At 61.6% G+C, this 25,079-nt stretch carries 25 protein-coding genes; 23 read left to right on the top strand and 2 right to left on the bottom strand.

Translation table 11 applies throughout. The annotated features are described in order from the left end of the window. Positions 1-18: 18 nt before the first annotated feature. A complete protein-coding gene (gyrA, locus tag LB559_RS00615; protein ID WP_224672852.1) occupies positions 19-2,820 on the top strand; it encodes a DNA gyrase subunit A in 2,802 nt (933 codons plus the stop codon). A 69-nt stretch (positions 2,821-2,889) separates the two neighbouring features. Here gyrA and LB559_RS00610 read toward each other — a convergent pair whose 3' ends face one another. Further along, a complete protein-coding gene (locus tag LB559_RS00610; RefSeq protein WP_081714296.1) occupies positions 2,890-3,042 on the bottom strand; it encodes a hypothetical protein in 153 nt (50 codons plus the stop codon). A gap of 321 nt (positions 3,043-3,363) precedes the next feature. Here LB559_RS00610 and coaD point away from each other — a divergent pair, with 321 nt between their 5' ends. The 7 genes from coaD to tgt all read left to right on the top strand — a co-directional run bounded on the left by coaD (position 3,364) and on the right by tgt (position 7,953). Beyond that, positions 3,364-3,864, top strand: a complete 501-nt coding sequence (gene coaD / locus LB559_RS00605) for a pantetheine-phosphate adenylyltransferase (RefSeq protein WP_013531827.1) — start codon at positions 3,364-3,366, stop codon at positions 3,862-3,864. A gap of 109 nt (positions 3,865-3,973) precedes the next feature. Beyond that, the gene (locus tag LB559_RS00600) at positions 3,974-4,468 is read left to right on the top strand and encodes a peptidylprolyl isomerase (protein ID WP_224673095.1); all 495 of its coding nucleotides are present in this window, start codon (positions 3,974-3,976) and stop codon (positions 4,466-4,468) included. 40 nt (positions 4,469-4,508) lie between these two features. Continuing rightward, positions 4,509-5,021, top strand: coding sequence for a peptidylprolyl isomerase (locus LB559_RS00595; RefSeq protein WP_013531825.1), 513 nt, complete (start codon positions 4,509-4,511; stop codon positions 5,019-5,021). A gap of 12 nt (positions 5,022-5,033) precedes the next feature. Beyond that, positions 5,034-5,483, top strand: coding sequence for a DMT family transporter (locus tag LB559_RS00590; protein WP_013531824.1), 450 nt, complete (start codon positions 5,034-5,036; stop codon positions 5,481-5,483). Then, complete coding sequence (gene queA / locus LB559_RS00585) at positions 5,483-6,571, top strand: tRNA preQ1(34) S-adenosylmethionine ribosyltransferase-isomerase QueA (RefSeq protein ID WP_224672851.1); 1,089 nt, start codon at positions 5,483-5,485, stop codon at positions 6,569-6,571. The genes LB559_RS00590 and queA overlap by 1 nt, the downstream gene beginning before the upstream one ends. Continuing rightward, a complete protein-coding gene (locus tag LB559_RS00580) occupies positions 6,561-6,830 on the top strand; it encodes a hypothetical protein (protein ID WP_224672850.1) in 270 nt (89 codons plus the stop codon). Before queA ends, LB559_RS00580 begins: the two co-directional genes overlap by 11 nt. After that, positions 6,823-7,953 (top strand): tRNA guanosine(34) transglycosylase Tgt, encoded by a 1,131-nt coding sequence (gene tgt, locus LB559_RS00575; RefSeq protein ID WP_024503503.1) that lies wholly within the window; start codon positions 6,823-6,825, stop codon positions 7,951-7,953. Before LB559_RS00580 ends, tgt begins: the two co-directional genes overlap by 8 nt. 4 nt (positions 7,954-7,957) lie before the next feature. Here tgt and LB559_RS00570 read toward each other — a convergent pair whose 3' ends face one another. Continuing rightward, positions 7,958-8,377 carry a DUF4864 domain-containing protein gene (locus tag LB559_RS00570; protein ID WP_013531820.1) on the bottom strand — a complete coding sequence of 140 codons (420 nt, stop codon included), beginning with the start codon at positions 8,375-8,377 and terminating at the stop codon, positions 7,958-7,960. Positions 8,378-8,641: 264 nt separating this feature from the next. Here LB559_RS00570 and LB559_RS00565 point away from each other — a divergent pair, with 264 nt between their 5' ends. The 15 genes from LB559_RS00565 (at position 8,642) to glpK (ending at position 25,058) form a co-directional block, all read left to right on the top strand. Then, complete coding sequence (locus tag LB559_RS00565; RefSeq protein WP_010909609.1) at positions 8,642-8,878, top strand: Lrp/AsnC family transcriptional regulator; 237 nt, start codon at positions 8,642-8,644, stop codon at positions 8,876-8,878. A gap of 171 nt (positions 8,879-9,049) precedes the next feature. Beyond that, a complete protein-coding gene (locus LB559_RS00560) occupies positions 9,050-10,462 on the top strand; it encodes a circularly permuted type 2 ATP-grasp protein (protein ID WP_024503502.1) in 1,413 nt (470 codons plus the stop codon). A 132-nt stretch (positions 10,463-10,594) separates the two neighbouring features. Then, positions 10,595-11,536, top strand: a complete 942-nt coding sequence (locus tag LB559_RS00555) for an alpha-E domain-containing protein (protein ID WP_024503501.1) — start codon at positions 10,595-10,597, stop codon at positions 11,534-11,536. An 82-nt stretch (positions 11,537-11,618) separates the two neighbouring features. Next, positions 11,619-12,413, top strand: coding sequence for a transglutaminase domain-containing protein (locus LB559_RS00550; RefSeq protein ID WP_063172085.1), 795 nt, complete (start codon positions 11,619-11,621; stop codon positions 12,411-12,413). Positions 12,414-12,545: 132 nt separating this feature from the next. Beyond that, positions 12,546-13,277 (top strand): peptidase, encoded by a 732-nt coding sequence (locus tag LB559_RS00545; protein WP_027161528.1) that lies wholly within the window; start codon positions 12,546-12,548, stop codon positions 13,275-13,277. 100 nt (positions 13,278-13,377) lie between these two features. Then, positions 13,378-14,787 carry a pyridoxal phosphate-dependent decarboxylase family protein gene (locus LB559_RS00540; protein WP_224672849.1) on the top strand — a complete coding sequence of 470 codons (1,410 nt, stop codon included), beginning with the start codon at positions 13,378-13,380 and terminating at the stop codon, positions 14,785-14,787. A 78-nt stretch (positions 14,788-14,865) separates the two neighbouring features. Next, positions 14,866-15,633 (top strand): DeoR/GlpR family DNA-binding transcription regulator, encoded by a 768-nt coding sequence (locus tag LB559_RS00535; RefSeq protein WP_013531814.1) that lies wholly within the window; start codon positions 14,866-14,868, stop codon positions 15,631-15,633. A 127-nt stretch (positions 15,634-15,760) separates the two neighbouring features. Further along, the gene (gene glpD / locus LB559_RS00530) at positions 15,761-17,287 is read left to right on the top strand and encodes a glycerol-3-phosphate dehydrogenase (protein ID WP_013531813.1); all 1,527 of its coding nucleotides are present in this window, start codon (positions 15,761-15,763) and stop codon (positions 17,285-17,287) included. A 42-nt stretch (positions 17,288-17,329) separates the two neighbouring features. Beyond that, positions 17,330-18,409, top strand: a complete 1,080-nt coding sequence (locus LB559_RS00525) for an ABC transporter ATP-binding protein (protein WP_224672848.1) — start codon at positions 17,330-17,332, stop codon at positions 18,407-18,409. A 10-nt stretch (positions 18,410-18,419) separates the two neighbouring features. After that, positions 18,420-19,487, top strand: coding sequence for an ABC transporter ATP-binding protein (locus LB559_RS00520; RefSeq protein WP_224672847.1), 1,068 nt, complete (start codon positions 18,420-18,422; stop codon positions 19,485-19,487). Then, positions 19,488-20,354 carry a carbohydrate ABC transporter permease gene (locus LB559_RS00515; RefSeq protein WP_013531810.1) on the top strand — a complete coding sequence of 289 codons (867 nt, stop codon included), beginning with the start codon at positions 19,488-19,490 and terminating at the stop codon, positions 20,352-20,354. Position 20,355: 1 nt separating this feature from the next. Continuing rightward, positions 20,356-21,270 (top strand): carbohydrate ABC transporter permease, encoded by a 915-nt coding sequence (locus tag LB559_RS00510; protein WP_063167946.1) that lies wholly within the window; start codon positions 20,356-20,358, stop codon positions 21,268-21,270. A gap of 2 nt (positions 21,271-21,272) precedes the next feature. Then, complete coding sequence (locus LB559_RS00505) at positions 21,273-21,560, top strand: DUF2160 domain-containing protein (RefSeq protein ID WP_013531808.1); 288 nt, start codon at positions 21,273-21,275, stop codon at positions 21,558-21,560. 79 nt (positions 21,561-21,639) lie between these two features. Next, positions 21,640-23,367, top strand: coding sequence for an ABC transporter substrate-binding protein (locus LB559_RS00500; protein WP_013531807.1), 1,728 nt, complete (start codon positions 21,640-21,642; stop codon positions 23,365-23,367). Positions 23,368-23,567: 200 nt separating this feature from the next. Beyond that, positions 23,568-25,058: a glycerol kinase GlpK gene (gene glpK / locus LB559_RS00495; RefSeq protein ID WP_224672846.1), complete on the top strand. Its 1,491-nt coding sequence runs from the start codon at positions 23,568-23,570 to the stop codon at positions 25,056-25,058. Positions 25,059-25,079 lie beyond the last annotated feature (21 nt).

Genomic DNA, 25,079 nt, shown 5'->3' with positions numbered 1-25,079 from the left:
ATTAGATTGTGATCCGATTTGACCGACCAGAAGACACCGCGCGGCGCCGACGGCGGCCCCACCGGCATCGAGCCGATATCCATCGTCGAGGAGATGCAGCGCTCCTATCTCGATTACGCCATGAGCGTGATCGTCAGCCGTGCGCTGCCGGACGTGCGCGACGGCCTGAAGCCGGTGCATCGCCGCATTCTCTTCGCCGCCCATGAGAGCGGCTACCATTGGAACCGCAAATATGTGAAGTCGGCGCGTCCTGTCGCCGACGTGATGGGTAAATACCATCCGCATGGCGATGCTTCCATCTATGACGCCTTGGTGCGCATGGCGCAGGACTGGTCGTTGCGCGTTCCGTTGATCGACGGGCAGGGCAATTTCGGCTCCATCGACGGCGATCCGCCTGCGGCGATGCGCTACACGGAAGCGCGGCTGACCAAGGTCGCGCACGAGCTCCTGGAGGATATCGACAAGGATACCGTCGATTTCCAGGACACGTATGATGCTTCCGGCAGCGAACCTAAGGTTCTGCCGGCACGTTTTCCCAACCTTCTGGTCAATGGCTCGGGCGGCATCGCCGTCGGCATGGCGACCAACATCCCGCCGCACAATCTCGGTGAAGTCTGCAATGGCGCCATCGCCATCATCGACAATCCGGCGATCGACCTGCCGGCGCTTATGGAGATCATTCCGGGGCCGGATTTCCCGACCGGTGGCATCGTGCTTGGCCGTTCGGGCATCTACAGCGCCTATTCGACCGGCCGCGGCTCCATCGTCATGCGCGGGCGCGTCAACATCGAACAGCGCGGCAACGACCGCGAGTCCATCATCATCACCGAAGTTCCCTACCAGGTGAACAAGTCGTCGATGATCGAGAAGATGGCTGAACTGGTGCGCGACAAGCGCATCGAGGGCATTTCCGATATCCGCGACGAGAGCGACCGCCAGGGCTACCGGGTCGTCATCGAGCTGAAGCGCGACGCCGTTGCCGACGTCATCCTCAATCAGCTCTACCGCTTCACGCCGCTGCAGACCTCTTTCGGCGCCAATATGGTGGCGCTGAATGGCGGCAAGCCGGAAGTGATGAACCTGACCGATATGCTGAAGGCTTTCGTCGCCTTCCGCGAGGAGGTGATCACAAGGCGGACGAAGTTCCTGCTGCGCAAGGCGCGCGATCGCGCCCATGTGCTGGTCGGTCTCGCTATCGCAGTCGCCAACATCGACGAAGTCATCAAGCTGATCCGCACCGCGCCGGATCCGCAGACGGCGCGTGAGCAGTTGATGGAGCGGCGCTGGCCCTCTGGCGACGTGGAATCTCTGATCCTCCTGATCGATGACCCACGCCACCGGATCAACGAGGACGGTACCTACAATCTGTCCGAGGAGCAGGCGCGCGCCATCCTCGAGCTGCGCCTGCAGCGCCTGACCGCGCTCGGTCGCGACGAGATCGCCGACGAGTTGAACACGATCGGCGCCGAAATCATCGATTATCTGGACATTTTGTCTTCCCGCGCGCGCGTCCAGCAGATCGTCAAGGACGAGCTTGCCGCCGTGCGCGACGAGTTCGGCACGCCGCGCCGCACCGAGCTCACCGACGGCGGTTCGGACATGGAAGACGAGGATCTGATCCAGCGCGAAGACATGGTCGTGACGGTGAGCCATTCCGGCTACATCAAGCGCGTGCCGCTGTCGCTCTACCGGGCGCAGCGCCGCGGCGGCAAGGGCCGCTCCGGCATGTCGACCAAGGAAGAGGATTTCGTCACCCGGCTGTTCGTCGCCAACACCCATACGCCGGTGCTGTTCTTCTCCTCGCGCGGCATCGTCTACAAAGAAAAGGTCTGGCGGCTGCCGATCGGCAATCCGCAGTCACGCGGCAAGGCGCTGATCAACATGCTGCCGCTGGAGCAGGGCGAGCGCATCACCACCATCATGCCGCTGCCGGAGGACGAGGCCAGTTGGGGCGAACTCTACGTCATGTTCGCCACCACGCGTGGCACCGTGCGCCGCAACGATCTATCCGACTTCGTCCAGGTCAACCGCAACGGCAAGATCGCCATGAAGCTGGAGGAAGAAGGCGACGAGATCCTCGGCGTCGAAACCTGCACCGACAAGGACGACGTGCTGCTGACCGCCAGTTCCGGCCAGTGCATACGCTTCTCCGTCGGCGACGTGCGCGTCTTCCAGAGCCGCAATTCGGTCGGTGTGCGCGGCATAACCATGGCCGAGACCGACCGCATCATCTCGATGTCGGTGATCGAGCATGTCGATGCTTCGCCGGCGGAACGCGCCGCTTACCTGAAGCGCGCGGCGGCGGAGCGGCGGCTTGCCACGGAAACGGCCGGAGAAGAGGAAGAGATCGCGCTGACCAATGAGGAGATCGGCGAGGAGACAGAGCTTTCCGACAGCCGATACGAAGAACTCAAGGCGCACGAACAGTACGTGCTGACGGTGACCGAATTCGGCTACGGCAAGCGTTCGTCGTCCTATGATTTCCGGCTGACCGGACGCGGCGGCAAGGGCATCCGCGCCACCGACGTGTCGAAGGCGGCCGAGATTGGCAGGCTGGTGGCGACCTTCCCGGTCGGCAATGACGACCAGATCATGCTGGTGTCGGACGGCGGCACCGTCATCCGGGTGCCGGTCAACGGCATTCGTTTCGCCAGCCGCGCCACCAAGGGCGTGACCATCTTCAACACGGCTGAAGGCGAAAAGGTGGTTTCGGTCGAGCGGATCTCTGAACCGCAAGCGGACGAAGAAACCGAAGAGACCGTCGAGGGCGGTGCCGATGCCGCTGCGGCGTCTGACGCCGGTCCGGAGGGTGCGGACTAAGTCCGGCACCCAGGTTTTGACATGGCAACGCCGGCCAACTGGCCGGCGCGGCAGCAAGTTCAGGCTTTATCAGTAGTGGCGATATGGCTTACGCGGGCCGAAGCCTTCGAAGCGCTTGGTGTTTGCCTTGACGCGGATGCGTTGTGCCTCCTGATGCAGCCCAAATACGGTGGCGATCAGCATGGCGACGGTCATTGCGGTGGCGAGCATGTAGATCAGCATGTGCGTGTTCTCCTGCGCCTAACAACGGATAGATGGGATTTTGGTTTCATCTAATTAAGGTGCAACCTAGTGAACGCTGCGTGAAGGCTTCGTGATCAGCGTGTTCATCTGTCGTTCATGTGCCGGAAAAGGTTCACGGCCGGCGCGCCGATCGGATTTGCCTTTGCGAGAGAGGCTCGCTAGAGCCTGTTCCATCTTGGTGGACGGAAGATGGATCAGGCTCTAGCTTCATTTGAGCATGATCTCTAGGACAAACGAAAAACCGTTTGTCCGCAAAAACCGGTTTCCACTTTTTGGGATCATGCATTAGAAGCACCTGCCATGACCGAACGCATCGCCCTCTATGCCGGCTCCTTCGACCCGCTGACCAACGGCCATCTCGATGTGCTGAAGGCATCGCTGGCCGTGGCCGACATCGTCTACGCGGCGATCGGCATCCATCCGGGCAAGCAGCCGCTGTTTTCCTTCGAGGAGCGGGTGAAGCTGATCGAGACGGCGGCGAAGGCGGAATTCGGCAGCGATGGTGCCCGTATCAAGGTCGTCGCCTTCGACGGGCTGGTCATCGACGCCGCCAGGAAGCACGGCGCCTCGATCATGATCCGCGGCCTGCGCGACGGCACCGACCTCGACTATGAGATGCAGATGGCCGGCATGAACGAGACTATGGCACCTGAGTTGCAGACGGTTTTTCTGCCCGCCAGCCCGTCCGTGCGCACCATTACCGCCACACTTGTCCGCCAGATTGCCTCTATGGGAGGCAACATCCGCCCCTTCGTCCCGGCGGCGGTTGCCGGTGCGCTCACCGCCAAATTCGCGAAATAAGATTCCGGAGATAGATATGCAGCTGAAAAAGCTCGCCTCGTTCCTCGTTGTGCTTGCCGGTCTTGTGACCGCATCGGTCTCGGCCTTCGCCGCCGACCCGGAAAACACCATGGTCATCACGCTGAAGGACGGCGACGTCACCATTGCGCTTCGGCCCGATCTGGCGCCAAAGCATGTCGAGCAGATCAAGAAGCTGGTGCGCCAAGGCGCCTATGACAACGTCGCCTTCCACCGCGTCATAGACGACTTCATGGCGCAGACCGGCGACGTCAAGTTCGGCAATATGAAAAAAGGTTTCAGCGCCGAGGCCGTCGGCACTGGCGGTTCCGACCTGCCCGACCTGCCGGCCGAATTCTCGCAGACCGAACATTACAAGCGCGGCGTGGTCGGCATGGCCCGCTCGCAGGACCCCAATTCGGCCAATTCGCAGTTCTTCATCATGTTCGCTCCGGCACCGCCGCTCGACGGCCAGTACACCATCGTCGGCAATGTCGTCAGCGGCATGGAACTGGTGGATCACATCAAGAAGGGCGACCAGGCGGATAACGGCACGGTCTCCGACCCCGACCGGATGATCAAGGTGCGCATCGCCGCAGACAAGTAAAATTGCCAAATAACTCTGTTTTCTCAAAAGGATATCTGACATGGCCGAAATCAAGGACCGCGAGAACGCGCTCATCATGGAAACGACCAAGGGCACGGTCGTCATCGAACTTTTCCCCGACCTGGCGCCGGGCCACGTCTCCCGCATCAAGGAACTGGCTAGGGAAGGCGCCTATGACGGCGTGGTCTTCCACCGCGTCATCGAAGGCTTCATGGCCCAGACCGGCGACGTCAAGTTCGGCAATTCGAGCAAGCCTTCCTTCGCGCCGTCCCGCGCGGGCATGGGCGGCTCTGAGAAGCCGGACCTGAAGGCCGAATTTTCCAACGCCAACCATGGCCGCGGCACCTGCTCGATGGCCCGTTCGCAGAACCCGAACTCGGCCAATTCGCAGTTCTTCATCTGCTTCGACGATGCCGCCTTCCTCAACCGCCAGTACACGGTCTGGGGCCAGGTCATCGAAGGCATGGACAATGTCGACAAGATCAAGCGCGGCGAGCCGGTGCAGGATCCCGACAAGATCGTGTCGCTGAAGGTCGCGGCCGACGTCAAGTAAGGGCAAACGACAATGATGGGCGTCGTCTGGTCGCTTCTCGGCATCCTGTCCGGCGCCTTCATTGCCATTCAGGCGCCGATCAATTCGCAGCTGGCGCGCGGCCTGGGTCTCCCGGTCGCGGCGGCTGCGTTTTCGTTCCTGTCGGGCGCGATCGTGCTCGGCATCATCTCCGTTACGGTGGTGAAGCTGCAAGGCATCTCGCTCGACTGGAAAGCGCCGGCGCCCTGGCTGTTCGTGGCCGGCGGCATGCTCGGCGGTTTCTATGTCACGCTGTCGACGATCCTGACGCCACGCATAGGTGCTGCCGCGCTGATGGCGTTTCTGGTCGCCGGCCAGTTGCTGGCCGGCATGCTCATCGACCGCGTCGGCTTCCTCGGCGTCGCGGTGCGTGAAATCTCGCTGGGACGCGTTGCCGGCGCGGTGCTGCTCTTGGCCGGAGCGCTGCTCGTCCGGCTCTACTGATGCGCGTCGATGTCTTTGACTTCGACTTGCCGGAGGAGCGCATCGCGCTCCGCCCGGCGCAGCCGCGTGACAGCGCCAAGATGCTTCTGGTCAAGCCCGGCGAAGGGCTCGAGGACCGGACGGTTGGCGACCTGCCGTCCTTGCTCAGTGCCGGCGACGTGCTGGTGTTCAACGACACCAAGGTCATTCCGGCGCAACTCAAAGGCATAAGGCGGCGGGGCGAGGCGACGGCGCAGGTCGAAGCCACGCTGCATATGCGCATGGCGCCGGACCGCTGGCTGGCCTTCATGCGGCCGGGCAAGCGCATTGCCGCCGGCGACCGCATCCATTTCGGCCATGACGGCAATTCCTGTTTCCTCGGTCAGCTCGACGCCACGGTGATCGAGAAAGGCGAGGGCGGCGAGGCGCTGCTTGGCTTCGATCTGTCGGGGCCGTTCCTCGACGAGGCGCTGCACGCGGTAGGCCATATTCCGCTGCCGCCCTATATCGCCTCGAAACGCGACGACGACGAACGCGACCGGGCCGATTACCAGACCATCTATGCAAGCGAGGAAGGCGCCGTCGCGGCTCCGACAGCGGGCCTGCATTTCACGCCGGAGCTTTTTGCAGCGCTTGACGCCAAAGGCGTCGAACGCCGCTTCGTCACCTTGCATGTCGGCGCCGGTACGTTCCTGCCGGTGAAGGCGGACGACACCGCCGACCACAAGATGCATGCCGAGACCGGGTCGGTCAGCGAAGCCACTGCGGACGCCCTGAATGCCGCAAGAGCAAGGGGCGGGCGCATCGTTGCTGTCGGCACGACCTCGCTGCGTCTGCTGGAGAGTGCGGCGCGTGAGGACGGTACTCTGGCTGCGTGGTCCGGCCCGACCGATATCTTCATCACGCCCGGCTACTGTTTTCGCACCGCCGACATGCTGATGACCAATTTCCATCTGCCGCGCTCGACTCTGTTCATGCTGGTTTCGGCCTTCAGCGGCCTCGACACGATGCGCGCGGCCTATGCCCATGCGATCGAGAACCGTTACAGATTCTATTCCTATGGCGACGCAAGCCTGCTTTTCCGAGCGGAGACGAGCGATGGACGATGATCTGCAAGCCTTTGACCGCGATGCGCTGATCGCGGAAGTGAAAAAACTGCGCGCCGGCATTCGCCAGCACCGCGATTCCACCGGCCATGAATTGTGCTGGCATCACCCCGATCTGTGGAACCTGCTGCCGGAAAAAAACGAACCATCGATCGCCGTGCCGCCCTGGCCAAAATTCATGCGCGGCTGCATCCACTACCGCCAGTCGCTCGACAAGCAGGCGCCGGACGCCCCGGTCCACGACAAGGAATTCAATGGCTAAGCAGTTCAGCTTCAAGGTTCTGGCAATCGACGGCAAGGCGCGGCGCGGCGTGATCGACATGCCGCGCGGCGAAATCCGCACGCCGGCCTTCATGCCGGTCGGCACCGGCGGTACCGTCAAGACGATGTATATGGACCAGGTGCGCGGCGTCGGCGCCGACATCATCCTTGGCAACACCTACCATCTGATGCTGCGGCCAGGCGCCGAGCGTGTGGCGCGGCTCGGCGGCTTGCATGAATTCGCCCGCTGGCCGCATCCGATCCTGACCGACAGTGGCGGCTTCCAAGTCATGTCGCTGTCGAAGCTGAGAAAGCTGACCGAAAAGGGCGTCACCTTCCGCTCGCATATCGATGGCGCCGCCTACGAGATGTCGCCGGAGCGGTCCATCGAGATCCAGGGACTGCTCGATTCCGATATCCAGATGCAGCTCGACGAATGCACGGCGCTGCCGGCCGAAATGAAGGAGATCGAGCGCGCCATGGAGCTGTCGCTGCGCTGGGCCGAGCGCTGCAAGACGGCGTTCGGCGACCAGCCGGGCAAGGCGATGTTCGGCATCGTGCAAGGCGGCGACAACGCAGCGCTGCGGGTGCGATCGGCGCAGGCGCTGAGCGCGATGGAGTTGAAGGGCTATGCGGTCGGCGGCCTGGCCGTCGGCGAACCGCAAGCGGTGATGCTCGAGATGCTCGACATCACCTGTCCGGAGCTGCCGGCGGACAAACCGCGCTATCTGATGGGCGTCGGCACGCCTGACGATATCCTGAAATCGGTGGCGCGCGGCATCGACATGTTCGACTGCGTGATGCCGACACGGGCCGGCCGCCACGGCCTCGCCTATACAAGGCGCGGCAAGGTAAATCTGCGCAACGCCCGCCATGCTGACGATCCGCGCCCACTGGACGAGGAAAGCGACTGCCCGGCCGCCCGGGACTACTCACGCGCCTATCTGCATCATCTGGTGCGCTCGCAGGAAGCGCTCGGCGCCATGCTTTTGACGTGGAACAACCTGTCCTACTACCAGAAACTGATGCAGGACATCCGCGCTGCGATCGAAGCTGGCACCTTCGAGGCGCGCGGCGCCGAAATCACCGAGGGCTGGGCGAGGGGCGATATCCCGTTGCTGTAAGGCCTCAAGTGCTGAGCGAATTCGAGGCGCGCAGGCTGCAGCCGGTGATCTGGAACGTGCCGTCGGGCTGCTGCTGCAGCGTATAGACCGCCTCGTAATCCTTGCCATCGGGGCCGACGATCAGCACCTGCTGGACGATCGAACCCGGACCGGTCTCCTCGACCTTGCCGAAGGAATAAGTCTGCGGCTTGCGCACCGGCGGATAGCCGTTGGTCACCATGTTCATGAAGGCATCGACGGTCGGGAAGATCCGCTTCACATTCGGGGCGGCGAAGCTGTAGGCGGTGGCGCCGTCATTGGCGATGAGGGCCTTTAGCTGACCGTCGATAACGGACTGGCCTGCCTTGATCTCGGCATCGCCGGCCAATGCCGACGACACCCAGAGGAATGGAACGACTGCGAATGCGAAAAAGGCGCGGCGCATGGCCTGTCTCCGTTGTCCCGCGAAACATCTTCCCTTGAAATGGTGCTGTCCGAAGACGCATCATAACATACGCTTGGCAGCGCATCGCGGTTTCAGCGATCGCGAATAATCGCTGGCGCTCGGCGGCAGGTTGCATGCTGGCGGAGAGCTGCGGCAGATCGCAGCCCAGGCCTGGGCCGGCAGAGTACGGATTCCAGCGCTTGAAAGCCCGCCTCCAGTCTGCCAGAAGGGCCGCTGGACTTGGACGTTTAGCGGGACGAAGCCATGAAGGCGTTTTTCGTGCAGATCAAATGCGAGCTCGGCAAATCCTATGAGGTTGCCAGCGCGCTTGCCGATGCCGAGATCGCCTCGGAAATCTACTCCACCGCCGGCAACTACGATCTGCTCGCCAAATTCTATGTCGACGACGAGGAAGACGTCGGCCATTTCGTCAACGAAAAGGTGCAGATTCTCCCCGGCATCAAGGACACGTTCACCGTCGTCACGTTCCGTGCTTTCTAGCTGGTAAACGCATTTGCCCGGGCACGAGGCAAAGGCTGATCAAGGTCATATTTCAGCTGCCTCAATTTTAGGCAGGCGCAACATACTGATCGCCCGTATCTCCCAAATCACCGATTGCGCTTGATTTTCTCCGGCGACGCCAGTGAAATGGCGTCACAGGGGAGTATGCGATTGGCAGCGTTCGATGAAATGCTTCCGGAAGTCTCCGGATTGAGAAGACCGTATTCGGCGTATGATCGCTGGCTGAAGGAGCAGGATCCAGCCAGGCTGACCGAGAAGATGCAGGACGCTGAGCGCGTCTTCCGCAAGACCGGCATCACCTTCGCCGTCTATGGTGAGCAAGAAGCCTCCGAGCGGCTGATCCCGTTCGACATCGTTCCCCGCATCATTTCAGGCAATGAATGGCGGCGCCTCACGCAGGGCATCGAGCAGCGCGTGCAGGCGCTGAACGCCTTCCTCGACGACATCTATCATCGCCAGGAAATCCTGCGGGCAGGGCGCGTCCCCAGGGAATTGATCGCCAGGAATGAGGCATTCCTGCCGGAGATGATCGGGGTCAGGCCGCCGGCCGGCGTCTATACCCACATCATCGGCGTCGACATCGTCCGCATCTCGGAGGACGAGTTCTACGTCCTGGAGGACAATGCGCGCACGCCGTCCGGCGTCTCCTACATGCTGGAGAACCGCGAGACGATGATGCAGCTGTTCCCCGAGCTGTTCCAGAAGATCAAGGTGCGGCCGGTGGAAAACTACCCGCAGCTTCTGCGCCAGTCGCTGGCGGCGGTGCGGCCGCAAAGCACCAAAGGTGCGCCGACCATTGCGGTGCTGACGCCCGGCAGCTTTAACTCCGCCTATTTCGAACACGCCTTCCTTGCCGACCAGATGGGCGTGCAGTTGGTCGAAGGCCAGGACCTGCGCGTGGTCGACGGCCATGTCGCGATGCGCACGACGGAAGGCTACAAGCAGATCGATGTGCTCTACCGCCGCGTCGATGATTCTTTCCTGGACCCGTTGACGTTCCGTCCGGATTCCGCACTTGGCATACCCGGCATCATGGATGTCTATCGCGCCGGCAACATCACCATCGCCAATGCGCCGGGCACCGGCATAGCCGACGACAAGGCGATCTATTCCTACATGCCCGAGATCATCGAGTTCTACACCGGTCGCAAGGCAATCCTGGGCAACATTCCGACCTGGCGCTGCTCGGAGCCCGACAGCCTGAAATACGTGCTCGAACACATCGACGAGCTGGTGATCAAGGAAGTGCACGGTTCCGGCGGCTACGGCATGCTGGTCGGGCCTGCGGCAACCAAGAAGGAATGCGAGACCTTCGCCAAGAAGTTGGCGGCCAAGCCATCGAATTATATTGCCCAGCCAACGCTGGCGCTGTCGACATGCCCGATCCTGACGGAAAAAGGGCTGGCGCCGCGCCACGTCGATCTCAGGCCCTATGTGCTGGTCTCCGACCGCATCCAGATCGTGCCTGGGGGCCTCACACGCGTCGCGTTGAAGGAAGGTTCGCTGGTTGTGAACTCGTCGCAGGGCGGCGGGACGAAAGATACTTGGGTGTTGGATGATTGAGACGAGTGAGTAGGGAATAGTCAGTAGTCAGTAGCGGAAATAGAGGGACAGGAATGCCATATTTCATTGAGGTTCAATTGCTTAATATTCACTACTCACTATTCGATACTCACTAGCCCGAAGGGCCACTTCATGCTTTTAGGCCGCACCGCAAACGGGCTTTATTGGATGAACCGCTATATCGAGCGGGCGGAAAACATGGCGCGCTTGGTCGATGCCGGCCTGCGCATGGCGCTGACCCGCACCCAAAGCGCCTCGGAAGAGTGGAATTCGGTGCTGCTCAGCGCTGGTTCCGACGTCACCTTCAGCCAGAAATATTCCGACTATACCGCCGCCAATGTCGCCGACTTCCTGTTGCGCGACACGTCGAACCCATCGAGCACGATGTCGTCCATCGAGACAGCCCGCAACAATGCCCGCATGGTGCGCACCGCGCTGACGCGCGAGACCTGGGAAAGCATCAACGAAGCCTGGATGGCGCTGAAGCGGATGCTGGCCAAGCCGATCGACGAGCGCGACCTGCCAAGCGTGCTCGACGCCATCAAGCGCGAGACGGCGCTGATCCGCGGCTCGTTCTACGGCACCATGCTGCGCAACGAGATCTTCGACTTCTCGCAACTCGGCACTTACGTCGAGCGCGCCGACAACACGGCGCGCATCCTCGACGTGAAATATTATGTGCTGCTGCCGTCGATCTCCTGGGTTGGCTCGACGCTCGACAATTATCAGTGGGAATCGATCCTGCGTTCGGTCTCGGCGCATCGCTCCTATCGCTGGGTCTACGATGCTGATTACAAGCCGACCAACATTGCCGACTATCTGATCCTCAATGTCCGCATGCCGCGTTCGCTGATGTTCTGCTATCGCTTCCTGTCGGAGCATCTGAAATTCCTCGGCGACGATTACGGCGAGCGCCATGCCTGCCACGCAACGGCCGAGAAGACGCAGACAATGCTGAGAGCCGGGTCGATCAAGGATATCTTCGATACCGGGCTGCATGAATTCCTGGCCAATTTCATTCGCGACAACACCAAGCTGGGCGACGAAATCGCACAAGATTATCGGTTCAATTGAGCATGGTCCCGAAAGGAGCCGGTTTTCTTAGACAAACGGAAACCGTTTGTCCGGAGATCGCGCTCACAAACGGAATAGAAGCATGCGGCTGAAGATTACCCACCGAACTGAGTACCGTTACGATACGCCGGTGCACTATCTGTTGCAGCGGCTGCGGCTGCTTCCGGTCAGCGGGTCGACGCAGACCGTTCTGTCCTGGGCTCTGGCGATCGAAGGCGCGCGCGAAGAGGTCCGCTTTGTCGACCATTTCGGCAACGACACAAGGCTGTTGAGCGTCGAGGGCGAGCGCGACTTCATCACGGTCGAGGCGTCGGGCGAAGTGGTGACGCGCGACACCGCGGGCGTCTCGGGGCCACACCAGGGCTTCACGCCGCTCTGGCTGTACAGCCATGAGACACCATTGACGGTGATCGGCAGCGGTATCCGCGAACTCGCCGCATCGGTTGGCAAGGGCAGCGACATCGAACGGCTGCACCGGCTGATGGCTGTCATCGGAGAGCGCGTCGCCTACACGCCCGGCACGACCAATGCGACGACGCCGGCGGAGGAAGCCTTGGCGCTCAAGACCGGGGTCTGCCAGGATCATACCCATATCTTTGCCGCCGCCGCCCGCGCCATGGGCTTTCCGGCCCGCTATGTCAGCGGCTATCTGATGCTGGATGCGACGGTCGAGCAGGCGGCCAGCCATGCCTGGGCCGAAGCGCATGTTTCGGGTCTCGGCTGGGTTGCCTTCGATGCCGCCAATGGCATTTCACCCGACGAGCGTTATGTAAAGGTGGCGACGGGCCGCGATTACCGCGACGCCACGCCGGTGTCGGGAATTCGGCTGGGACAGGCGGAAGAACAGCTTGCGGTCACCGTCACGGTGGAGCAGTAATCCTCCGCAAGATTGCTGCCGAGCGGTTCATCGTTTCAAGGAACCCCGAACCGCTCTATCCCTTTGTTTTAACGCAATTCCGGACGGAAAACCGCTTCACACTTTTCCTGGAATTGCTCTAGAAGAGATTCCATGACCTATTGCGTTGGCCTGAAGATCGATCGCGGGCTCGTGTTCATGTCCGACACGCGCACCAATGCAGGCATGGATTCCATCTCCACCTTTCGCAAGATGCATGTCTGGGAGGAGCCGGGCGAACGCGTCATCGTTTTGATGTCGGCGGGCAATCTGGCGACGACGCAGGCCGTGGTCAGCCTGCTTGACGAGCGCACCAAGGCAGTCTCCGAAAGACATTCCACACTGCTCGAAACGCCGTCGATGTACCAAACGGTCCGCATTGTTGGCGACACGGTCAAGGAGGTTATCGCCAATTCGTCACCCGCTGGCGAGAAGGCGGATTCCTATTTCAATGCGTCCTTCATCCTCGGCGGTCAGATCAAGGGCAGCGAGCCGCGCCTGTTCATGATCTATCCCGAAGGCAATTTCATCGAATCGACCGATGACACGCCGTTCTTCCAGATAGGCGAGACCAAATACGGCAAGCCGATCATCATCCGCGCCTACGAAAAGACGATGAGCCTCGCCGAGACGGTGAAGCTGCTTTTGGTGTCTTTCGATTCGACGTTGAAGTCGAACCTGTCTGTCGGCTTGCCGCTCGACCTGCTCTTCCTGGAGAAGGACGCTTTCAAGGTCGGATTGAAGAAGCGGATCGGCCAGGACGACCAGTATTACCGCACGATCTCCGACGGCTGGTCGAATGCGCTGAAGACGGCTTTTGCCAGCCTGCCGGATTTCCCTGGCTGAGGCGTGCGGCATCCGTTGCTGGTTGCATATATTTCACGCGTTAATTAATAAGAGATCAACCGCGACGGATGGTAGCGATGGATCATGTCGGGAGGACAGGATGAACAATGATGATTTCCGGCAATGGTCGCGGCGCGCCGCCGACTGGGGCGCTGACTATCGCAACAATCTGCGCGACCGCCCCGTGCGGCCACTGGTAGAACCCGGCGCCATTTCTAGAAGCATCGAGGTTTCGCCGCCCGAAGACGCCGAACCGATGGACCGGATCTTCGCCGATTTCGAAGAGAAGATCCTGCCGGGAATGACGCATTGGCAGCATCCGCGCTTCTTCGCCTATTTCCCGGCCAATGCGGCGCCGGTTTCGGTGGTGGCGGAATATCTGGTTTCGGCGATGGCCGCGCAATGCATGCTGTGGCAGACGTCGCCGGCGGCGACCGAACTCGAAACGCGCACCGTCGACTGGATGCGCCAGGCGCTCGGTCTGCCGGAAGGCTTCTCGGGCGTAATCCAGGATTCAGCCTCATCGGCGACGTTGGCCGCGGTGCTGACCATGCGCGAACGGGCACTCGACTGGCAAGGCAACAAACAGGGCTTGGCAGGGCAGGCGCGGCTGCGCATCTACTCCTCCGACCAGGTGCACACGTCGATCGACCGGGCGATCTGGGTGTCCGGCATCGGCGAGGACAATCTCGTGCGCATTCCCGTCAGCGGCCGCTTTCGCGCCATGGACACGGCCGCGCTCGAGGCGGCAATCGTCGCCGACCGGGAAGCCGGCATGCTGCCGGCGGGCATCATCGCTTGCGTCGGCGGCACCAGCACTGGCGGCACCGACGACATTGCTGCGGTTGCCGAGCTGGCACGGCGGCATGGGCTTTATCTCCATGTCGATGCCGCCTGGGCGGGATCGGCGATGATCTGTCCGGAATATCGGCATTTCTGGACAGGCGTCGAAGGCGCCGATTCGATTGTTTTCAATCCGCACAAATGGCTGGGCGCTCAGTTCGACTGCTCGATCCAGTTCCTGCGCGACCCTGAAAGCCATGTCAGGACGCTGGCCATCAAGCCGGATTATCTGAAGACGCACGGTCATGACGGCATCATCAACTATTCCGAATGGTCGGTACCGCTCGGCAGGCGATTTCGTGCGTTGAAATTATGGTTCCTGCTGCGCGCCCATGGCCTGGAGCGCCTGCGCACGATGATCCGCAATCATGTCGCGTGGAGCGAAGGGCTGGCGGCGCGGCTGGCAAGGGAGCCGGATTTCGAGATCGTCAGCGAACCGATGCTGTCGTTGTTCTCGTTCCGGCACAAGACCGCAACCGACGGGGACGAGCACAATCTGCGCCTTGTCAATGCGATCAACGACGATGGCCGCATCTACCTGACGCAGACGAAGGTTGATGGACTGATCGCAATCCGGTTCCAGGTCGGACAGTTCGAGGCAACCGCCGCCGATGTCGAAACGGCTTTTGTGGTGATTACTGAAATCGCACGTGGCCTGGGTCGCTGATTTCGTTAGCCGGCTTATGCCTTTTCATCGGTTTCGTTTTCGACTATAGACAAGAAAAACGAAAACGGGAGGTTCTCCATGTATCTGTCGCCGCGCCATGCCGAGATTATCCAGATGGCCAAGGATCACGGCCGCGTGCTGGTCGATGATCTGGCCAACCACTTCAATGTGACGCCGCAGACCATACGCAAGGACCTCAACGATTTGTGCGATCAGCGGCTGCTCTCGCGCATCCATGGCGGCGCGCTGTACCCCTCCGGCATCGAGAACATGGAGTATGAGGCGAGACGCAAGATTGCCGCCGACGAGAAGGAGGCGATCGGCCGTGCGGCAGCCAGGCTGATCCCCGACAACGCCTCGCTGTTCATCAACATCGGCACCACGACCGAGTCGGTCAGCAAGGCGTTGCTCGATCACAACGGTCTCATGGTCATCACCAATAACATCAATGTTGCCAATAGGATGCGGATATATCCGTCGATCGAAGTGGTGATCGCCGGTGGTGTCGTGCGCGGTTCCGATGGCGGTGTGGTCGGCGAGGCGGCGGTCGATTTCATCAGGCAGTTCAAGGTCGATTACGCGGTGATCGGCGCATCCGCCATCGACCATGACGGCGCCTTGCTCGACTTCGATTTTCGCGAGGTCAAGGTGGCGCAGGCGATCATCGCCAATGCAAGGCATGTCATCCTGGTTTCCGACCAGACCAAATTCGAGCGAACCGCACCGGTGCGCATCGGCCATCTGTCGCAGGTCAACACCTTCATCACCGACCGTTGCGACATCCCCTCGGTGCGCAAGATCTGCCAGGAGGCCGAGGTTCAGCTGATCGAGACATCGCTCGCCTAGGCGGTTTTTCAGCTGATATCACGCGCCCGTGATATTTCGTTTGACATTCGTTATCATTTCGAAATAATTCCGACACGGTTTCGTAAAAGCCCAAAAATGGTGCAATGCGAAATCGCTGGAGGAATTTGTGGACGCATCTCCGATCCGTGACATTTTCGTCATAGGCGGCGGCATCAATGGCTGCGGTATCGCCCGCGACGCCGTCGGGCGTGGCTTTTCCGTCTTTCTCGCCGAGATGAACGACCTCGCCAGCGGGACCTCCTCGGGCTCGACCAAATTGATCCATGGCGGCCTGCGCTACCTCGAATTCTACGAATTCCGCCTGGTGCGCGAAGCGCTGATGGAGCGCGAGGTTCTGTGGAAGAACGCGCCGCACATCATCTGGCCGATGCGCTTCGTGCTGCCCTATGCCAAGGGCCTGCGCCCGGCCTGGCTGATCAGGCTCGGTCTCTTCCTCTACGACCACATTGGCGGGCGCAAATTGCTGCCGGCGACCCGGACGCTGGACATGGCCAGGGATCCGGCCGGCAAGCCTTTGAAGCCGCTATTCAAGAAGGCCTTCGAATATTCGGATGGCTGGGTCAATGATGCGCGGCTGGTGGCGCTGAACGCACGTGATGCGGCCGACCGCGGCGCAACGGTCCGCACCCGCACGAAAGTGACCGGCGCGCGCCGCGAAAACGGCTTGTGGACGGTCCAGGTCGAGGATCTGCAGACCGGCGAGACCGAGGAGATCAAGGCGCGCCTGCTGGTCAATGCCGCCGGCCCCTGGGTCGATCATGTGCTTTCCGGCGTCGTCGGCCTCAACGATGTGCACAATGTCCGCCTCGTGCAGGGCAGCCACATCGTCATCGCCAGGAAGTTCGACGATCCGCGCGCCTATTTCTTCCAGAACAGGGATGGTCGCATCATCTTCGCCATTCCCTACGAGGAAGAGTTCACCCTGATCGGCACCACGGACCAGGATTATCCCGGTGATCCGCATGACGTGAGGATCAGCGACACCGAGATCGACTATCTCTGCGCCGCAGCAAGCGAATATTTCGCTGAAGCCGTCAAGCGCTCGGACATCGTCTGGACCTATTCCGCCGTCCGTCCGCTCTATGATGACGGAGCCTCCAAGGCGCAGGAAGCGACGCGCGACTATGTGCTCAAGGCCGATGGCGGCGAGGGTGCCGCCCCGATCGTCAACGCCTTCGGCGGCAAGATCACCACCTATCGCCGGCTGTCGGAATCGATGCTGGAAAAGATCGAGGGTTTTCTGGGTAAACGCGGCAAGCCGTGGACGGCAAACGCGCCGTTGCCGGGCGGCGATTTCCCGGCCACCGGTTTCGATGCCGAAGTGGCGAAACTGAAGACTGCCTATCCGTTCCTCGACGCGCGCCTGGCTCGCCGGCTGACCCGGCTCTATGGCACCCGCGCAAGGATGCTGCTGGGGCTGGCCAAATCGAACGTCGATCTCGGCCGCAACTTCGGCGCCGATCTCTACGAGGCCGAGGTGCGCTATCTCGTTCAAAACGAATGGGCCGTCACATCGGAAGATGTATTGTGGCGCCGTACCAAGCGCGGTCTGCATCTCAGCCGCGAGCAGGTGGCGGCTCTCGATGAATTCATGCACGGCATAAGCCGGCGCCATGTCGCGGCTGCCGAATGAAGAGGGGTTTGAGCTGATGCGGAAGGCCTGGGAGGAGGCGTCATGCTGGAACTGAGAAACGTCACCAAGACGGTCGGTGCTGCCGCGCATATAAGCGATGTGTCGCTGACGCTCCAGCACGGCTCGCTCAATGTCCTGCTCGGACCGACGCTTTCGGGCAAGACCAGCCTGATGCGGCTGATGGCCGGCCTCGACGTGCCAACCTCCGGTTCGATCTGGTTCGACGGCCAGAATGTCACCGGCGTGCCGGTGCAGAAGCGCAAGATCGCCATGGTCTACCAGCAGTTCATCAACTATCCGGCGATGACCGTCTACGAGAACATCGCCTCGCCGCTCAGGGTGGCGGGAACCGATCAGGCGAAGATCGACAAGGAAGTGCGCCATGCCGCAGCACTTCTCAAGCTGACGCCCTATCTCGACCGCACGCCGCTGAGCCTGTCCGGTGGCCAGCAGCAGCGCACCGCACTGGCGCGCGCCATCGTCAAGAACGCCAGCCTGGTGCTGCTCGACGAACCGCTCGCCAATCTCGACTACAAATTGCGCGAGGAACTGCGCGCCGAATTGCCCAGGATCTTCGCCGCCGCCGGCACCATCTTCGTCTACGCCACGACCGAGCCGCACGAAGCGCTGCTGCTCGGCGGCAACACGGCGACGCTTTCCGAAGGGCGGATTACCCAGTTCGGACCGACCATCGACGTGTTCCGCAAACCGGTCGATCTGGTGACGGCCAAGACTTTCGCCGACCCGCCGCTCAACACCATCGTGCTGGCCAAGAAAGGTGGGGATTTCCTGCTGGAAGGTGGGGTCAAACTGCCGGTGCCCGCCGATCTCGCCGGCATTGCCGATGCCATGTACACGGTCGGTTTTCAGCCGCATCACCTGTCGCTCGATCGGCCCAATGCCGCCGCTGTGCCGGTGCGCGCCAAGGTGACGATCACCGAAATCACCGGCTCGGAAAGCTTCATCCATCTCGATTTCGCGGATGCACGCTGGGTGATGCTGAGCCACGGCATCCGCGACTTCGAACCCGACGCCGAGATCGAGGTGTTCATTGATCCGCGCCACATCATGGTCTTCGACGAGCACGGCCGTGCCGTGGCCGCGCCGAAGCTGGCGGCTTGAGGGGAAAGATATGGCACGCATAGACGTCAACCATGTCAGGCATTCCTATCTGCCGAACCCTCGGAAGGATGCCGATTTCGCGCTCAGGGAAGTGCACCACACCTTCGAGGACGGCGGCGCCTATGCGCTGCTCGGGCCATCGGGCTGCGGCAAGACCACGCTGCTCAACATCATTTCGGGATTGCTGCACCCGTCGCACGGTCAGTTGCTGTTCAACGGCAAGGACGTGACCAATTTGTCGACGCAGGAGCGCAATATCGCGCAGGTGTTCCAGTTCCCGGTCATCTACGACACCATGACCGTCTACGACAATCTGGCCTTCCCGCTGCGCAATCGCGGCGTGCCGGAAGCCGATGTCGACCGCAAGGTGCGCGAGACGCTGGAGATGATCGACCTGGCGTCCTGGGCGAAGAAGAAGGCGAGGGGGCTGACCGCCGACCAGAAGCAGAAGATCTCGCTCGGCCGCGGGCTGGTGCGCTCCGACGTCAACGCCATCCTGTTCGACGAGCCGCTGACCGTCATCGACCCGCATATGAAATGGGTGCTGCGCTCGCAGCTGAAGCAGCTGCACCGCCGCTTCGGCTATACCATGGTCTATGTGACCCACGACCAGACCGAGGCGCTGACCTTCGCCGACCAGGTTGTGGTCATGTATGACGGCGGCATCGTCCAGATCGGCACGCCAGCCGAACTGTTCGAACGGCCACGCCATACCTTTGTCGGTTATTTCATCGGCTCGCCCGGCATGAACGTCATGCCGGTGGCCATCGACGGCAAGACGGCGACGCTCGGCTCGCAGCGCATCGAACTGCCGGGCGCGCCAAAAGCGGGCAGCGGCGCCATCGAACTCGGCATCCGTCCCGAATATGTCCGGCTTGGCCGCGACGGCATGGCCGTGCAGGTGAGCAAGGTCGAGGATCTCGGCCGCCACAAGGTGGTCCGCGCCAAGCTCGAAGGCCGCGAGATTGCGGCCGTCATCGGCGAGGACGAGACCGTGCCGGCCGATCCGAAGGTGCGGTTCGAGCCGGTCGGCATCAACATCTATGCCGATTCCTGGCGCGTCGAGATGGGGGCATAGATGGAAAAGACCTGGAACAACAAGGCCTGGTTCCTGGTGCTGCCGGTGCTGGTGCTGGTGGCGTTCTCGGCGGTCATCCCGCTGATGACCGTGGTCAACTATTCGGTGCAGGACACGTTCGGCAACAACGTCTTCTTCTGGGCCGGCACTGAGTGGTTCGAGGAACTGCTGTCTTCCAGCCGTTTCTGGGAAGCGATGGTACGCAACCTGATCTTCTCCTTCATCATCCTGGCCATCGAAGTGCCGCTCGGCATCTTCATCGCGCTCAACATGCCGAAAAAGGGGTGGGGCGTGCCGGTCTGCCTGGTGCTCATGGCGCTGCCGCTGCTGATTCCGTGGAACGTCGTCGGCACCATCTGGCAGGTCTTCGGCCGCAACGACATCGGTCTGCTCGGCTACTACGTCAACGCGCTCGGCATCGACTACAACTATGTGCAGGACCCGTTCGATGCCTGGGTCACCGTCATCATCATGGATGTCTGGCACTGGACCAGCCTCGTCGTGCTGCTCTGCTATGCCGGGCTGGTCTCCATTCCGGATGCCTTCTATCAGGCGGCCAAGATCGATGGCGCCTCGCGCTGGGCGGTGTTCCGCTACATCCAGCTGCCGAAGATGAACAGGGTGCTGCTGATCGCCGTACTGCTTCGCTTCATGGACTCATTCATGATCTATACCGAACCCTTCGTGGTGACGGGCGGCGGTCCCGGCAACTCGACGACATTCCTGTCGATCGACCTCGTCAAGACCGCGCTCGGCCAGTTCGACCTCGGTCCGGCCGCAGCCATGTCGCTGGTCTACTTCCTCATCGTCCTTCTGCTGTCATGGGTCTTCTACACCGTGATGACCAACTACGACGCGGAGCGCTGAGATGACCGGCGCCAACGAAAGAGCCGATAGAGTGAGCGAGACCACAGCAGCGGGCAAACTGGCGAGCACACTCTCGCAGGATCAGGTCGCCCGGCTGATGCGCAAACGCGGCGAGGAATCGCGCTGGTGGTGGATCGTGCCGACGGTCTACATCGTCGTGCTTTTGCTGCCGATCTACTGGCTCATTAATATGAGCTTCAAGACCAATGCCGAGATCGTCTCCTCGCTGACGCTCTATCCGCACCAGCCGACGCTCGCCAACTACGTCACCATCTTCACCGACGCCTCCTGGTACTCGGGCTACATCAACTCGATCACCTATGTGGTGATGAATATGGTGATTTCGGTGGCTGCCGCGCTGCCGGCAGCCTACGCCTTCTCGCGCTACCGCTTCCTCGGCGACAAGCACCTGTTCTTCTGGCTGCTGACCAACCGCATGGCGCCGCCGGCGGTGTTCGCGCTGCCGTTCTTCCAGCTCTATTCGGCCTTCGGCCTGATCGACACGCACATTGCGGTGGCGCTGGCGCACTGCCTGTTCAACGTGCCGCTGGCGGTGTGGATCCTCGAAGGCTTCATGTCGGGTGTGCCGAAGGAAATCGACGAAACCGCCTATATCGACGGCTATTCGTTCCCGCGCTTCTTCGTCAGGATCTTCATGCCCCTGATCGCCAGCGGCATTGGCGTGGCCTGCTTCTTCTGCTTCATGTTCTCCTGGGTGGAACTGTTGATTGCCCGCACGCTGACCACCACCGACGCCAAGCCGATCGCCGCCACCATGACCCGCACGGTTTCGGCCGCTGGCATGGACTGGGGCCTGCTCGCCGCCGCCGGCGTGCTGACGTTGATCCCCGGCGCGCTCGTCATCTGGTTTGTGCGCAATTATATCGCCAAGGGCTTCGCCCTGGGGAGGGTTTGACGATGAATTTCGACCTCACCTGGATGGCGTGGACGTGGCCGACGGCGGCCTTTTTCGGGACCATCCTTCTGCTGCTGTGCGGCATGGCGGCTTGGGAATACGCTTCGCCGGGCGGCAATCCGCGCGTCGGCGTGCTGCGCTTCGAGACAACGCGCGGCGACCGTCTTTTCCTGTCGCTGCTTGGCAGCGCCTTTATCCATCTCGCTTGGTTGGGTCTTGTCGGATCCAACCTGTGGTGGGCTCTCGCTCTCTCCGTGGTCTACGCCATTGGCGTGTTCCGCTACGTATAGAGGGGGAAACTGTTGGAGCGACCGCGTGCCGGCGGCCGCTCCAGATCGCACTTGAACCTTAAAACTGTGGAGGAAACACATGCGAAGGCAATTTTTAACATCAACGACGGCCCTTGTCCTGTTGCTGGGCGTGGGCAATGCCTATGCCGGGATGGACGAGGCAAAGGCTTTCCTGGACAAGGAAATCGGCCCGCTCTCGACGCTCGACCGCGCTGGCCAGGAAGCCGAAATGCAGTGGTTCATCGATGCCGCGAAGCCTTTCGCCGGCATGGACATCAAGGTCGTTTCGGAAACCATCGCCACGCACCAGTATGAATCGCAGGTGCTGGCGCCGGCCTTTACCGCCATCACCGGCATCAAGATCACGCATGACGTCATCCAGGAAGGCGACGTCGTCGAGAAGATCCAGACCCAGATGCAGACGGGCCAGAACCTTTATGACGGCTGGGTCAACGATTCCGACCTGATCGGCACCCACTGGCGCTACCAGCAGGTGCGCAATTTGACCGACTGGATGGCGGGCGAGGGCAAGGATGTCACCAACCCGAACCTCGACCTGAAGGATTTTATCGGCACCTCGTTCACGACCGCTCCGGACAAGAAGCTCTACCAGCTTCCCGACCAGCAGTTCGCGAACCTCTACTGGTTCCGTTACGACTGGTTCAACGACGAGAAGAACAAGGCGGACTTCAAGGCCAAGTACGGCTACGACCTTGGCGTTCCCGTCAACTGGTCTGCCTATGAGGACATCGCCGAGTTCTTCACCGGCCGCGAGATCGACGGCAAGAAGGTCTATGGCCACATGGACTACGGCAAGAAGGACCCGTCGCTCGGCTGGCGGTTCACCGACGCCTGGCTGTCGATGGCCGGCAATGGCGACAAGGGCCTGCCGAACGGTCTGCCGGTCGATGAGTGGGGCATCAAGGTCGACGAGAATTCGCGTCCGGTCGGCTCCTGCACGGCGCGCGGGGGCGACACCAATGGCCCGGCCGCCGTCTACTCGATCCAGAAATACCTCGACTGGCTGAAGGCCTACGCTCCGGCGGAAGCCCAGGGCATGACCTTCTCCGAATCCGGCCCGGTTCCGGCGCAGGGCGCGGTTGCCCAGCAGATCTTCTGGTACACCGCCTTCACCGCTTCGATGGTCGATGCCGGCGCCAAGGCGGTGCTGAACGACGACGGTACGCCGAAGTGGCGCATGGCGCCGTCGCCGCATGGCGTCTACTGGAAGGACGGCATGAAGCTCGGCTATCAGGACGTCGGCTCCTGGACGCTGATGAAGTCGACCCCGACCGACCGCGCCAAGGCCGCCTGGCTCTACGCGCAGTTCGTCACCTCGAAGACAGTCGACGTGAAGAAGAGCCATGTCGGCTTGACCTTCATCCGCGAGAGCACGATCCACGACAAGAGCTTCACCGAGCGGGCTCCGAAGCTCGGTGGCCTGATCGAGTTCTACCGTTCGCCGGCCCGCGTTCAGTGGTCGCCGACCGGCACCAACGTGCCTGACTATCCGAAGCTGGCACAGCTCTGGTGGCAGGCGATCGGCGATGCGTCGTCGGGCGCCAAGACCGCGCAGGAAGCGATGGACTCGCTCTGCGGCGAACAGGAAAAGGTCATGAGCCGCATCGAGAAGTCGGGCGTTCAGGGCGATATCGGCCCGAAGATGGCCGAAGAGCATGACCTCGCCTACTGGAACGCCGACGCGGTCAAGAAGGGCAATCTCGCTCCTCAGTTGAAGATCGAGAACGAGAAGGAAAAGCCGATCACCATCAACTACGACGAACTGGTGAAGAGCTGGCAGAAGTAGCCTTGGTGTCGGCGCTCGCGCCAGCATCATGAGAATAGGGGGAGGCGGCATCTTGCCGTCTCCCCTGTTTGTGCAAAAGACTAAAGCGCGTCGCGTTGAGACGGATTCATGCAACGCGCTTTAGGTCTTTGTTTTTGTGCATGTCGTTCTCCCAAAACCGAGGTCACCTTTGGGCGACATGCATTAAGCGGGGAAGCAGAATGACCGGATACATCCTTGCCATCGACCAGGGCACGACTTCGACCCGGGCGATCCTGTTCGACGGCGATATGAAGGTCGCCGGCAGCGGGCAGAGGGAATTCATCCAGCACTATCCGGCCTCCGGCTGGGTCGAGCACGATCCCGAAGACATCTGGGCGAGCGTGGTGACGACCGTGAAGGCGGCGCTGAAGAAGGCCGGCCGGGCTGCATCCGAAGTGGCCGCGCTCGGCATCACCAATCAGCGCGAGACCATCGTCATCTGGGACAAGGCGACCGGCAAGCCGATCCACAATGCCATTGTCTGGCAGGACCGGCGCACCACGCCGCTGTGCCAGAAACTGAAGAAGCAGGGACTGGAGAAAAAGTTCACCAAAAAAACCGGCCTGCTGCTTGATCCGTATTTTTCCGGTACCAAGATCGCCTGGATGCTGGACAAGGTAAAAGGGGCGCGGCGTCGTGCCGAGAAGGGCGAGTTGCTCGCCGGCACCATCGACAGCTTTCTGATCTGGCGGCTGACCGGCGGCAAGGTCCACGCCACGGATGCCACCAACGCGTCGCGCACGCTGGTCTACAATATCGAGAAAAATGCCTGGGACAACGAACTGCTGTCGATACTGAACATCCCGGCGAAAATGCTACCCGAGGTAAAGGACTGCGCCGATGACTATGGAATCACGGAGAAAAATCTCTTCGGCGCCGAGATAAGAATCCTCGGTGTTGCCGGCGACCAGCATGCGGCGACCATCGGCCAGGCCTGTTTCGAGCCGGGCATGATGAAATCCACCTACGGCACGGGCTGCTTTGCGCTGCTCAACACCGGCAGCGACCTTGTGCGTTCGAAGAACCGGCTCTTGACCACTATTGCCTACAGGCTGAACGGCAAGACCACTTATGCGCTGGAGGGCTCGATCTTCATTGCCGGCGCCGCGGTCCAATGGCTGCGCGACGGCATCAAGGTGATCGGCAAGGCCGAGCAAAGCGGCAAGCTGGCTGCCGAGGCTGATCCAACGCAAAACGTCTACCTGGTGCCGGCCTTCGTCGGGCTCGGCGCGCCGCATTGGGACGCCGAGGCACGCGGCGCCATTTTCGGGCTGACGCGCAATTCCGGGCCGGCGGAATTCGCCCGCGCCGCACTCGAATCCGTCGCCTACCAGACGCGCGACCTGCTCGACGCCATGCGAAAGGACTGGAAGGGAGCTTCGGCCAAGACCGTGCTGCGGGTCGACGGCGGCATGGTTGCGTCGGACTGGACCATGCAGAGGCTGGCCGACATCCTCGACGCGCCGGTCGACCGTCCGACCATCCTGGAGACGACGGCGCTGGGTGCCGCGTGGCTCGCCGGGTCGAAGGCAGGCGTGTGGCCGGATGCCAAGAAATTCGCGAAGAGCTGGGCGCTGGAGCGGAGGTTCCAGCCGGCCATGGATGGCTCTGCGCGCGCAGCCAAACTTGCTGGTTGGCGCGATGCTGTGCGCCGGACGCTGAGCGTGTAGTGAGCAGCCATCAGGGTGAGG

The sequence above is a fragment of the Mesorhizobium sp. BR1-1-3 genome (assembly GCF_020165455.1).
Classification (GTDB): domain Bacteria; phylum Pseudomonadota; class Alphaproteobacteria; order Rhizobiales; family Rhizobiaceae; genus Mesorhizobium; species Mesorhizobium ciceri.
This window is presented reverse-complemented; position numbering and strand designations above follow the sequence as displayed.